Genomic DNA, 12,065 nt, shown 5'->3' with positions numbered 1-12,065 from the left:
GCTAAATCCTGTCACCCATGTGGTACCGCTATTCCTTGTTTCTGCTTGTACTGGGCTTCGGTTTGCCGGTTGAAAATAGTGCGCAGGCCCAACGCCGCACTTCCAAAGCGAAGCCCAACCGGGCCCGTTCCGGCGCCTACTCCCGCTACGACCGGACCGGCCGGCGCAACGAAGCGGATATGCGGTTGGCTCCCGGCATGCGCATCAATATGCCCAGCCCGCCCACTACCGACTACATGGGGCGGCCGCTGAAAAAAAAGGTGCCGAAGCCGACGTCGGCCAACTCGACGCTCACTTCCGGCCAGACGGCTCCTGCCCCCACGAATAAGCCGGTTTCCCGGCCTGTCAAGCGAAAAAAGTAAATGGCCGGCTGCTTACGCAGCAGCCTGTTTGCGTACGTGCGGCCGATATTTTTTTGCTGTCCGGGGACAAAGCGCCCTAGATTTGTGTCTCCAAGTTCTCCGGCTTGAATTTTTCACCCCCCTCTTCACTTTTTTGCGCACTCGTTATGTTACGTTCTGCTTTTTCAAGCCTGCTGTTGGTTACTGTGTTGAGCGCTCCGGCTGCTTTTGCCCAGCAGAACAGAAAAAAACCAGCCAAGCCTGCGGCCAAAACGCAACCTGCGCCCGCGGCCGCGCCGGTAGAAGCTGCTCCGGCGCCCGCCAATGATGGCTTCGGGGCTCCGGCCGCCGTTGGTCGCGGGGCCGATGCACCGGCCCCGCAGTCGGAAGGCTTTTCCATTGCGCCCGGCTTTACGGCGGCTCCTTCCCGCCGCGTGAACACGGATTATCGGGGTCGGCCCCTGACGCCTTATGTGCGGCGCAACGTGCGGGAAGCAGTACCTGCGGCCATGCCTATGCCCGCTCCTGCTCCCGAGCCGGTAGCCGTGGAGCCCGAGCCAGCCCCGGCGGCAGCAACGGCTACTGCCACCAAGAAATCTTCGGGGGCCGCACCAGCCAAGAAAACCACTACTACTCCCAAGAAAGCACCCGCTAAAAAGCCGGCCGGTGATGGTTGGGGTTCGGGTGGCAGCGGCTGGTAAGCCCCGGACGTACTCCGTCACTCCCCACAACAAGGCCCGCCCGGATAGATATCCGGGCGGGCCTTGTTGTGGGGAGTGACGGCCAACAGTTATCCTGCTTCCTCCAGCTCAACTGGCTTTTGAGCGGTAGTGGGCACTGCTGCCCGATAGTACAGCGTACTGCAATTTTCGGGGCGCAGCACTTCCTGGGCCGCCGCGAGTACCGCGGCCGGCGTTACGGCCTGAACCCTGGCGCTTTCCTCATTTACGAGGTGAGCATTGCCCAGGAGTTTGCTGAATGCCAGATTCATCGCGCGGTTCAGGAGCTCGATTTCCCCGAATACGATGCTGGCCTCGGCCTGATTCTTTACCTTCTCCAGCTCCGTAGGAGTAGCTTCAGCCATCCGCAGCCCGGCCATCACCTGCTCAACAGCGGCGTCGGCTTCCTCCGGAGTGATACCCGCATTGAGCCGGCCACTAACTACCAGCAGGCCAGGCTCGAAGGACCCGGTACAGGAGGCCGAAACCGAACTGAACAGCTGCTGCTCCTTAACCAGGGCCTGGTACAGGCGCGACGATTTGCCCCGGCCCAGCAGGTCGCTGAGCAAGTCGGCGGCATGATAGGTTTCGTCGGGCCGGCCAGGCATATGGTACACTTTGTAAAGCGCATCTACCGGAACCTCGGCCGTCACGTCGAGATGGCGCGGGGTGGTCTGGCGCGGTTCCGCGGGCAACTGCCGGTCATAGAGCTGGCCGCCGGCAATAGGGCCAAACCACTTCTCTGCCAGCCGCTGGGCTTCGGCCACCGTTATGTCGCCGGCTACGACGAGAATAGCGTTGGCAGGGGAGTAGTGCTTTTGAAAAAAGGCCCGCACATCAGCCATTTCGGCATTTTCGATGTGGCTGACTTCCTTGCCGATAGTAGGCCACTGGTAGGGGTGCTGCTGGTAGGCCAGGGGCCGCAGCTTCAGCCACACGTCGCCGTAGGGCTGGTTGAGGTAGTTCTGCTTGAACTCCTCCACCACCACCTTGCGCTGCACTTCGAGGCCGTTTTCGGAGAAGGCCAGCCCCAGCATCCGGTCCGATTCGAGCCAGAAGCCGGTTTCGATGTTGTTGGCGGGCAGCGTGAGGTAATAGTTGGTGATATCGGGGGAGGTGAAGGCATTGTTTTCGCCGCCCACGTACTGCAGCGGCTCATCGTAGTTCGGGATGTTGACCGAGCCGGAGAACATGAGGTGCTCGAAAAGGTGGGCAAAGCCGGTGTGGGCCGGATCTTCGTCGCGCGAGCCCACATTATACAGCACGTTGACTACGGCAATGGGCGTGGTACGATCTTCGTGCACGATGCAGCGCAGGCCATTGGCGAGGGTGAATTCTTCGAAGTTGATCATAGAACAAGTAGGGGAGGCGCTAAAACGTAGTAACCTACGAAATACGCGCCGGGTTCGGACGATGGGCGAATTGCCGGCGGGAGTGTTACAGCGTAGCGCGCAGGCCCACCAGCAGAGTGCGGGCAGTAGGATAAGCGCCGTAGTCTACCCCCGGCCGCGCCGATTCCAGCTGGGCCGAGCTGACGTTGGGGTCAAAGCCCCGGTAGCGGGTGAGCAGCAGCAGGTTGGTGCCACCCGCCCATACGCTCACGCGGGCCCGGGGCGTCTGCACCACATCCATGGTCAGCGTACCCTGAGTGAGCCGCAGATGATTGCCGTTTTCCAGCACCCGCTGACTCGATATGAAATCACCGGAGCCCACGATCGGAATATCGGTGTCAGGGTTGGCCGGCGTCCAGCGCTGGCGCACCCGCGTGGTCGCATTGTAAGTGCCCGTCGGGTTGTCCAGGGAATTCAATTGATAGTTGAGCACCCGGTAACCAAACAGGCCATCGGCTTGCAGATCGAGGTGCCAACGGCGCCAGGCCAGGGTCTGGACCACGTTCAGGCTATGCCGCGGCAGTCCACTGCTGCCCAGATAGGTTACTTCGCCTCCGCCGGGTTGGGCAAAGGCATCATAACGCCGTTGGCCCGCCCCGCGCTGCCCCGCCGGGAAGGTGCCGTTTTGCTCGTAGCCATAGAAGGCGCCCAGCGGCTTTCCAACGGCCACCCGTTGCCGGTCTACGATGTAAAAGCCGGTGTTTTCCGGGATTTTCTCCACCAGGTTGGCGTTGGTAGCGGCGGCGACGGCCGTGGTGCCCTGCAGCGGCCCGAGGTGCCAGCCGGCGCTTACCGTTGCCTCAACGCCCTGGTTGCGCACTTCGCCCACAAATACGGGGGTAAGTGCGGGACCACCGGTCGGCGAATAATAATACGTAGTCATTTCCAGGTCGGAGCTCCGGCGGCGGTACGCTACCAGCGAAGCCGTGAGGCGTCCGGCCCGCCAGGCTGAGCGCCCGCCCGCCTCATACTGCCAGGTTCGCTCGTAGGCGGCAGGATTATATAACCCACTTAGGCCACCACTAGTGGTAGCCTGCGGCTTGGCGAAGCCCCTATTGCTGGTGCGCCCTGTGCCCACCCAGAAATGAGCGTCGCCCACCCACGGAGTCGGGGCCCACGCTTCCTGTCCCAGATGCCACGTGAGCTGGGCTCCGGGAAACCACCGGGCCGCGTGGAATGGGGTATGGTCCGCACGCAGGCTGGCTTCGAGGGCGTACCGCTGTCGGAAGGTGTAGCTACCCATAGCCGTACCACTACTGATGGGAGTTGCGGACCCGGTCTGAAGTGCACCGAAGGCGGAGGCTGAGTAAAAATACCCCCGGTTTTCTGCCAGCTTTATACCCAGCCGCTCATACCCCAGCGATGCCGTGATCAGATGGTCGGCAAACGCGCGGTTCAGCGCGATACCGGCCGCCAAAAAAGTGGTCCGGTGAGTAGCCTTGGTTTCGTAGGCGCGTATTTTGGGGGAGTCAGCAGGGAAGAGCTGTTCATTGGAATAGCCTTCGGCCTCCAGCTTATTCCGCTCGTGCCCGGCCGCCAGCGTGGCCCGCACCCCCGTTGCCAGCTGGTAGTGCGCCGTAAGTTGCATCAGGGCCTGCTGGGTGCGCTGGTCGTGGTAGCTTTCAAGTAGCTCCTGAACGGGGTTGTGAAAGGAGGAGGGGCCAAAGAAATCTATCCTACTATGGGTGAAGCGCCCGGTAGCATCGCGCACGGGTAGGGTAGGGAGAGCCCGCAGAGCGTCGTAGAGGCTGTTGTGATAGTCTTCGTCGGGACGGCGGCGGTTGGTGCGGGTAAGCGCGGCCCGCCCGCTTATCTGCAGCCGCGGAGTGATTTGCTGGTCAACATTAAGCCGGAAAGCATAGCGCGCTAAATGAGAGTTGAGGACTACGCCGTTTTGCCGCAGATACCCCGCGCTGGCCGCGTAAGCCGTACGAGTCCCGCGGCCCCGCAGCCCTACGTGGTGGCTCTGGGTAGTAGCGGTCTGCAGCACTTCGTCCTGCCAGTTGGTGCCGCCGGTACGACTAAACTCCGCCAGCTGGGCAGCCGAATACATCGGCGCCTGACCTCGCTTAACGCTGACTTCATTGGCCAGCTCCGCGTATTCCCGCGCCCCGAGCAGCTCGTAGCGCCGGGCTACGTGCTGCACCCCGCCGTAGCCGCTGTAGGTAATCTGGGCGGGGCGGGCACCGACCCCACGGCGGGTCCGGATATGTACTACGCCGTTGGAGCCAAGGCTGCCGTAGCGTGCCGTGCCGAACGCGCTTTTCACAATCTCTACCGAGTCGATATCTTCCGGGGCAATGCCCAGCAGCAGGTTGGTGTCCTCGGGCGGATCAACACTAATTGTTCTGGCAGTGGTAAAGTTGGGTTGGGCTGCGCGGCCATTCAGAAGATAAATGCTGCCCGGGGCGCCGCTGGTGTACACCGGCATGCCATCCAGGAGGATCAGCGGCTGCGTAGTCCCCAGGATGGAGGCTACCCCCCGAATGCGCAAGGCCATATTGGTGCCCGGGGCTCCGGAAAAGGGCGTTACCTGTACGCCGGCCACCCGGCCAAGAGCCGGCTGAAGGCTGGGATACAGCAGAACGGGCAGTGGCCCGGAAGCAGGCGCAACCGCGGTATACACGGAGGTGGCCCGGGGAAAGGGCGTGACGCTGTCGGGCAGCGCCGTCACGAACAGCGGAGCCCGGCTACGGGTCACGGAATCACCCTGCTGGGCCCAGGTCGGGGCAAAAGCGAGGAACAGCGCCCCAGCCAATAGAAGTCGGATCATAAGAATAGAAAAGGCCTAAAACTGGTCCCGAAGATAGCCGCTGACCAGCCAGATTTTCCGCGAAGCGAAACCAATAATTTCCCTCTCGTCCAAACCCGTACTTTTGGCCCCGCTACCACCCACCCACCCGTCTTATGAACTTCGACCGCAAGGATTACGCCAACGACGTACTGCTCCACCTCTACCAGGGCTTACTCAAGCCCCGCCTGATTGAGGAAAAAATGCTGATTCTGCTGCGGCAGGGGAAGGTGAGCAAGTGGTTTTCGGGCATCGGGCAGGAAGCTATTTCGGTGGGCAGCACCCTGGCGCTGAATCCGGACGAGTACATTCTGCCCCTGCACCGCAACCTGGGCGTGTTCACGGGCCGCAACATTCCGCTCGACCGGCTCTTCGCGCAGTGGCAGGGCAAAACCACCGGCTTCACCAAGGGCCGCGACCGGAGCTTCCACTTCGGCACCAACGAGCACCACATCGTGGGCATGATCAGCCACCTGGGCCCCCAGCTGGCCGTGGCCGACGGTATTGCCCTGGCTGATGTACTCGATAAAAAACCGGCCATTACCGTAACCTACAGCGGCGACGGCGGGGCTTCCGAAGGCGACTTTCACGAGGCCCTCAACGTGGCCGCCGTGTGGCAGCTGCCGGTTATCTTCATCATCGAAAACAACGGCTACGGCCTGAGTACGCCCAGCCAGGAGCAGTTTCGCTTTAAGTACTTCATCGATAAAGGCCCGGCCTACGGTATGGAAGCGGTGCAGGTCGACGGCAACAACGTGCTGGAAGTGTACGATACCGTGCGCCGCCTGGCCGAGGATATGCGCCAGAACCCGCGCCCGGTGCTGCTCGAAGCCCTCACGTTCCGGATGCGCGGCCACGAGGAAGCCAGCGGTACCAAATACGTACCCCAGGAGCTGTTTGAGGAGTGGGCCCAGAAAGACCCGGTGGACAACTACGAAAAGTGGCTGCTGGCCGAAGGCATCCTGGATGAGGAAGCCCGGATGCGCTTCCGCGAAACCATCAAGCGCGAGATTGAAGAGGGCCTGAAGGTAGCCGATGCGGTGCCCATGCCGATAGCCAGCCTGGATGAGGAAGTGCGCGACATGTACCGCGCCTTCGCCCCGGACGCTTCGCTACCCCTGGCAGCTGGTAACGGGCAACCGGCAACTGATAAGCGCTACGTGGATGCCATTTCGGATGCTCTGCGCCAGAGCATGGAAAAGTACCCCGAGCTGGTGCTCATGGGCCAGGATATTGCCGATTACGGCGGGGTGTTCAAGGTGACGGAAGGCTTCGTGGCCCGGTTCGGCAAAGACCGGGTGCGCAACACGCCGCTCTGCGAGTCGGCCATCGTGGGGGCGGCGCTGGGGCTGAGCATCAAAGGCAAAAAGGTGATGATGGAGATGCAGTTTGCCGACTTTGTGACTTGTGGCTTCAACCAGATCGTGAACAACCTCGCCAAAAGCCACTACCGCTGGGGCCAGAACGCCGACGTGGTGGTGCGCATGCCCACCGGGGCCGGCTCGGCCGCCGGGCCGTTTCACTCGCAGAGCAACGAAGCCTGGTTCACCCACACGCCCGGCCTGAAGGTGGTTTTTCCCTCGAATCCCCACGATGCGAAAGGCCTGCTCAATGCCGCCATTGAGGACCCGAACCCGGTTATTTATTTCGAGCACAAGATGCTCTACCGCAGCATCAGCGGACCGGTGCCCGATGCTTATTACACCACGCCCATTGGCCAGGCCGCGCTGGTGCGGGAAGGTGCCGAGCTGAGCATCATCACCTACGGCATGGGCGTGCACTGGGCCACCCAGCTGGCCGAAGAGCTGAACCTCTCGTGCGACATTCTCGACCTGCGCACCCTGCTGCCCTGGGATGAGGAAGCCGTGCGGGCCACGGTGCGCAAAACCGGGCGCATCATTCTTTTCCACGAAGACACGCTCACGGGCGGTATCGGCGGCGAAATCGCGGCCTGGATTGCCGAGCACTGCTTTGAGCACCTCGATGGCCCGGTGCAGCGCGTGGCGTCCCTGGATACGGCTATTCCGTTTGCGCCCCCGCTGGAAAAGCAGTTTCTGCCCCAGCAGCGCCTGCGCGAGCGGGTAGAGAAGCTGATGGCCTACTAGACCGAACCCGCGCTCCGGCAGCCAAAAATGCCGGAGTCCGGAACGCTATGTATCTTGCGGGCTGACCACTACGCTTCGCTCCGACTCCTGCTGCTTTATGATTGTCTTTGTTTTTCGGGGTCTGCGGCGGGTACTGGGGCTGCTGCTGCTAAGCTGTTTGCTGTCCGTAACCTGCCATCCCTACCGGATTCCCAACCCAACCGGCCCGCCGCAGCCCAGGGTGCGCAAAGCCAGCCGGGCGGCTAAACCGGCGGATGAGTCGGCCGACGGCCGCAGCGCGGCCGGGGCCACCGAAGCCAAGCCGATGAGGAATAGCTACGACCGGCACGAAATGCTGAAAAAGCCCAAATACAAGCGGCGGCGATTGAAGCACAAGGTCGGGCAGCGCAAGTTTCTGGGTATCACGCTGCCATTCTAAAGGTCTGGTCACCAATTGCGGTACGCCTGCGTATAGCAGCCGGGCCGGCAGTTTGCTCCAGCCTATGGTTCGTGCTTCAGCTAGTATTCTCGTTTTTTAACCCGCTCTACATATGCGCTTATTCCTACTGGTGCTGCTGCTTACTATCGGGGGGGCTCCGGTCTTCGCCCAGACCGCTGATTCAAGCCCGGAACAGCAGCGGGCCGCTAACCGCCGCGCCCTGCGTGATGCCCGCAAATACCCGGCGGAGTATAAAGACTCTCATTTAGTTGTGTCGAAGGAAGAGCTGCGCCAGGGCAGCAGCCCCGCTGTTTCGCAACCGAATGACGAACGGGATAGTTATAAGTTCGACCATAACGGGGCCGCCTACGTGAAAGAACCAATTGGCCTTGGTTTGCGTCCTGCTGGTAAGAAGAAGAAACACCCCACGAACGAATAACCTTCCCCTATGAGTACCCCCTGGCAACCCCTGACCCAAGTCGAACAACTCACCGATATCGTGCAGGAGTCGCATGAGCAACCAGTGCTGATTTTCAAGCACAGTACCACCTGTTCCATCAGCGCCGCCGCCAAAAGCAAGCTGGAGCGGCAGTGGCCCGACGCTAACCTGAGCGACGTGAAGATTTATTACCTGGACCTGCTGCGCTTTCGTCCCATTTCGGCAGAAATAGCCAGTACGTTTGGAATCCGGCACGAATCGCCGCAGCTGCTGCTCATTCACAATGGCGAATGCCGCTACGATGCCTCGCACATGGGTATCCGGCTCAGCGACGTGAAGCAGGCAGTTGGGGCATAAGGGCTACGCTGGATGAGTGGTTAACGGTCAGAACGTAAGGACGTAAGTTTCTGCCCGGGCGGTAAGCCTGATGTCAAATCCAGGGTTCAGCCCAAGCGCTGCCCGGAACGTTCGGGCCCACCCGGTAAGCTGCTAACCCAGGCAATGCAGCAGCGTTTCCGCCGGGACGCCGCGCGTAAACAGCCGGTTGCCGCGGGCGGTGTCAGGGTCCATCGTCCAGGAATAAGGGCAGGGCTATACCTGCAATATTTACGTACTTTAGGTGGCGCGGCGCAGTAGCTGCCCCAGCCATTTGGTCTCCACTTCTCAGCCCGTCTGTCGTCCGTGCGCAACATCTTTACCTTCGGCTGTTTTCTGCTCGGCACGCTGAGCACTGTTTCCGTGGCCCGGGCCCAGAGCGTGAGCGGCACCGACGAGCCCTCGTACCGCAAGGAATTCACCTACGGGATTAACTTCAATACCCGCGGCGGCCTGGTGGGGGGCGTAGCCCTACGTTCATCACGGGTGCTCGACGAGAAGTGGCTGCGCTTCTGGAGCGTGGAAGGGGTGGAAGTGAAACATCCCAAAGAACAGCGGCGGCCTAATCAGTACACGGGGGGGATTTATACCAATGCCAAAGCCAACTATCTGTTTGTGCTGCGGCCTTCGGTAGGGCTGGAGCGGGTGATTTTCCGCAAGGCCCCTGACTCCGGGGTGCAGGTGAATGCCCGGTTGGGTGGGGGGCCGTCAATAGGTCTTTTGATGCCTTACTACATCTACTACGACTACACTCCCCGCGATAACAGAGGCGTTCCGGTGCCGCCCCAGGATATCCGGGCGGAGCAATACGATCCGCAAAAACACCCGGCCCAGGAGTTTATCGTAGACCGCGCCCCCCTGTTTTCGGGGATCAACAACACCAGGCCCAAACTTGGGGCTCACCTGCGCGGGGCGCTCAGCTTTGAATATGGTCGCTACAAGGATGCTGTAGCGGGCGTGGAAACCGGGTTTGTAGTGGAGGCCTACGCCAAAGAGCTGACTATTCTGAAGACTGCTCTTCTCGATGATAAGCAGTTGAACAATAAATTTTTCCCGTCGGTTTACCTGACTATTTTCCTGGGTAACCGCAATTAAAATATCCGGTAGTTGGTAGGCCGGAGGCGGCCCACGGGTTGTTGTGAGCTTGCTGCCGGCAGCTAATGGCCGGGTTCCCGCCTGCCGGGAACAAATTGCCTTCTCCCGGTCTTACCAGCTAGTGCTGATCATTCAGTACCGGCTCCCACTCACTACCTTTGCGGCATGGACGAACTGTTGCTGACCCTTCCTATAATTCAACCCCAGGCTACTCCGCCAACTGCTCCGGCCAAGCCCCGCAAGCCCGATTGGCTGCGGGTGAAGCTGCCCGTAGGCCCTGAGTACGCCAAAGTCCGCCGTCTGGTGGATGAGCATAAGCTCCATACCATCTGCGAGAGCGGCAACTGCCCCAATATGGGTGAGTGCTGGGGCGCCGGTACGGCCACGTTTATGATTCTGGGCAACATCTGCACGCGGTCCTGCTCGTTCTGCGCGGTGGCCACCGGCCGCCCCACCGAGTACGATACCGATGAGCCCCGCCGCGTGGCCGAGGCCATTCAGCTGATGAGTGTGAAGCACGCCGTAATTACGTCCGTCAACCGGGATGAGCTCAAGGACCGTGGTGCCAGCATCTGGCACGAAACAGTGGTTCTCATCAAGCAGCTAAGTCCCGGAACCACCATCGAAACGCTGATTCCGGACGTTAAAGCCAACTGGGCCGCGCTGGAAACGATGATTTCCGGCGGTCAGGAGGTGGTTTCGCATAACATTGAAACCGTGGGCAGCCTCTACCGCCTGGTACGTCCGCAGGCTAAGTACGACCGTAGTCTGGAGCAAATCCGGCGTACCAAGGATGCCGGGAAACGGACCAAGTCGGGCATCATGTTGGGCCTAGGCGAAACCCAGGCCGAGATGTACCAGGCCATGGACGACCTCGTCGCCAGCGGACTCGATATTCTGACGCTGGGGCAGTATCTGCAGCCCACCAAGCGCCATCTCGATGTTGCCGAGTTTATCCATCCGGACCTGTTTGCCCACTATCGTGAAGAGGGTTTGCGCCGGGGACTGAAGTACGTAGAAAGCGGCCCGCTGGTGCGCAGCTCCTACCACGCTGAGCGGCACGTGAACGTGCCGATTTAACGCAGTATTTGCTCCATAAAAAGAGCCCTTCCTGAAAAGGAAGGGCTCTTTTTATGGAGCAAATACTGCGGATGCTGAGTTAACGGCGGGCCTGATTATCGATGGGCGGGTAAGTGCCCAGTACGCTGCCAACAATGCGGTACACTTCCGGCTCCGAAATAGACTGGTCCTGAATCTGGGCCTGCCCGATACCCCGCCACGCCAGCTCCTTGCGACGTGCATCCACAAAATCAATAATCACGGTGCCCGCCTTGTAATCGGAAACCATGTTCATCCCCCGGTTGTAGCCGTAGCCATAACCGTAGCCATAGTAGGGGTTTCCGAAGGGCGCGCCCCCATTGACGCGCTGCTTGTCTTCGACCTTGGCACTATACGCCACGAACACGTCCGGATTCTGGTCAACCTGAGTGAGACCTTTTCTGGTCATCTCGGCTTCTACCGCCGTGCGCATGCGCTTGTCGAAAAAGGATTCGTACTCTTTAGCCGGCCCACCTTCCGTGTCAGCCATCTGCTGCGGATACCAGGCCCAGGTTTTGTAAGCCCGGAAGTTCACGGAGTGGTCAAAATCGGAAGTTACGCCTACCCGGGAAGTGAGGCTACAACCGGTGACGCCTACTAAAAGGGAAAGGCTCAGGGCCGCCAAAGCGGCTGACCGAGTGAATAAGCGGGGGAAGGATTTCATAGAGTAAGAAGAAGCGTGGGAGGAATGGCCAAAGAAACACAAAATCCCGTCCGAATGAATGGAAATGCTGATTTCCGGGTCTGCTCACTAAACGCCCAAGCCCTTGGCAATGTTCCCCGATGAGCGACCGAGTCCGTAGCGGGAGATAAAAATTTCAAGTAGAATTCTCTTCCACCTTGAAATACCTCTATCTTCCCCGTCCAAACCTCCTCTATGAACAACCGACTACTATACGCAACCGCTCTGGCCGTACTGACTTCCTGTAGTACCGCTAAAGATGAATCAGCCGGCAAACGCACCAATCAAAGCCCCACGTCCTTTACCACAGTGGTGGAGTGCACCCTTTACGACGGCATGACCAAACAGTCGCCCCAGCTCACCATCGTCAGCTCCGGCATGGAAGTGCAGGTGATGGATACCGTCGATGCCTATTTCGTGAAAGCGCGCGTAACGAAGGATGGCAAAACCCTGAACGGCTACATGTACCGCACCTGTTTCCCGCAGAAGTGATTTTTTTTTAATGTGCTGATGTGAAGAATGTGTAGAATGTGCTGATGTGGGGAATGTGTAGAACGTGCTGATGTGGAGAATGTAGAGAATGTGCTGATGTGGAGAATGTGCTGATGTGG

The 12,065-nt window shown here is 60.1% G+C and carries 12 protein-coding genes; 9 read left to right on the top strand and 3 right to left on the bottom strand.

Features of this window, described 5'->3' with window-relative positions; genetic code table 11:
• Positions 1 to 17: 17 nt before the first annotated feature.
• Positions 18 to 362, top strand: a complete 345-nt coding sequence (locus ABD833_RS03335) for a hypothetical protein (protein ID WP_345070978.1) — start codon at positions 18 to 20, stop codon at positions 360 to 362.
• Between the two features lie 146 nt (positions 363 to 508).
• Positions 509 to 1,042, top strand: coding sequence for a hypothetical protein (locus tag ABD833_RS03330; RefSeq protein ID WP_345070976.1), 534 nt, complete (start codon positions 509 to 511; stop codon positions 1,040 to 1,042).
• 89 nt (positions 1,043 to 1,131) lie between these two features.
• On the opposite strand, the gene ABD833_RS03325 is transcribed toward ABD833_RS03330, so the two are convergent.
• Together ABD833_RS03325 and ABD833_RS03320 are read right to left on the bottom strand one after the other, a co-directional pair.
• Positions 1,132 to 2,412, bottom strand: coding sequence for a M16 family metallopeptidase (locus ABD833_RS03325; protein ID WP_345070974.1), 1,281 nt, complete (start codon positions 2,410 to 2,412; stop codon positions 1,132 to 1,134).
• Between the two features lie 85 nt (positions 2,413 to 2,497).
• A complete protein-coding gene (locus tag ABD833_RS03320) occupies positions 2,498 to 5,224 on the bottom strand; it encodes a TonB-dependent receptor domain-containing protein (protein WP_345070973.1) in 2,727 nt (908 codons plus the stop codon).
• 134 nt (positions 5,225 to 5,358) lie between these two features.
• On the opposite strand from ABD833_RS03320, the gene ABD833_RS03315 reads away from it, so the two are divergent.
• The 6 genes from ABD833_RS03315 (at position 5,359) to lipA (ending at position 10,754) form a co-directional block, all read left to right on the top strand.
• Positions 5,359 to 7,347, top strand: coding sequence for an alpha-ketoacid dehydrogenase subunit alpha/beta (locus ABD833_RS03315; RefSeq protein WP_345070971.1), 1,989 nt, complete (start codon positions 5,359 to 5,361; stop codon positions 7,345 to 7,347).
• Positions 7,348 to 7,444: 97 nt separating this feature from the next.
• Entirely contained in the window at positions 7,445 to 7,765 is a 321-nt protein-coding gene (locus tag ABD833_RS03310) for a hypothetical protein (RefSeq protein ID WP_345070970.1), read from the top strand.
• A 112-nt stretch (positions 7,766 to 7,877) separates the two neighbouring features.
• Positions 7,878 to 8,204 (top strand): hypothetical protein, encoded by a 327-nt coding sequence (locus ABD833_RS03305; protein WP_345070969.1) that lies wholly within the window; start codon positions 7,878 to 7,880, stop codon positions 8,202 to 8,204.
• Between the two features lie 9 nt (positions 8,205 to 8,213).
• Positions 8,214 to 8,561, top strand: coding sequence for a bacillithiol system redox-active protein YtxJ (gene ytxJ, locus ABD833_RS03300; RefSeq protein WP_345070968.1), 348 nt, complete (start codon positions 8,214 to 8,216; stop codon positions 8,559 to 8,561).
• A gap of 324 nt (positions 8,562 to 8,885) precedes the next feature.
• The gene (locus ABD833_RS03295) at positions 8,886 to 9,674 is read left to right on the top strand and encodes a hypothetical protein (RefSeq protein ID WP_345070967.1); all 789 of its coding nucleotides are present in this window, start codon (positions 8,886 to 8,888) and stop codon (positions 9,672 to 9,674) included.
• Positions 9,675 to 9,851: 177 nt separating this feature from the next.
• The gene (lipA, locus tag ABD833_RS03290) at positions 9,852 to 10,754 is read left to right on the top strand and encodes a lipoyl synthase (RefSeq protein WP_345071023.1); all 903 of its coding nucleotides are present in this window, start codon (positions 9,852 to 9,854) and stop codon (positions 10,752 to 10,754) included.
• A 79-nt stretch (positions 10,755 to 10,833) separates the two neighbouring features.
• Here the strand turns inward: lipA and ABD833_RS03285 are convergent, their stop codons facing one another.
• The gene (locus ABD833_RS03285; protein WP_345070965.1) at positions 10,834 to 11,436 is read right to left on the bottom strand and encodes a DUF4136 domain-containing protein; all 603 of its coding nucleotides are present in this window, start codon (positions 11,434 to 11,436) and stop codon (positions 10,834 to 10,836) included.
• A gap of 213 nt (positions 11,437 to 11,649) precedes the next feature.
• On the opposite strand from ABD833_RS03285, the gene ABD833_RS03280 reads away from it, so the two are divergent.
• Positions 11,650 to 11,946 carry a hypothetical protein gene (locus tag ABD833_RS03280; RefSeq protein ID WP_345070964.1) on the top strand — a complete coding sequence of 99 codons (297 nt, stop codon included), beginning with the start codon at positions 11,650 to 11,652 and terminating at the stop codon, positions 11,944 to 11,946.
• The last annotated feature ends 119 nt before the right edge of the window (positions 11,947 to 12,065 follow it).

Source organism: Hymenobacter fastidiosus (assembly GCF_039539565.1).
In the GTDB taxonomy this organism is placed as follows: Bacteria; Bacteroidota; Bacteroidia; order Cytophagales; family Hymenobacteraceae; genus Hymenobacter; species Hymenobacter fastidiosus.
Note: the sequence above shows the minus strand (reverse complement) of the source record. Positions and strands in the feature narration are given on the sequence as shown.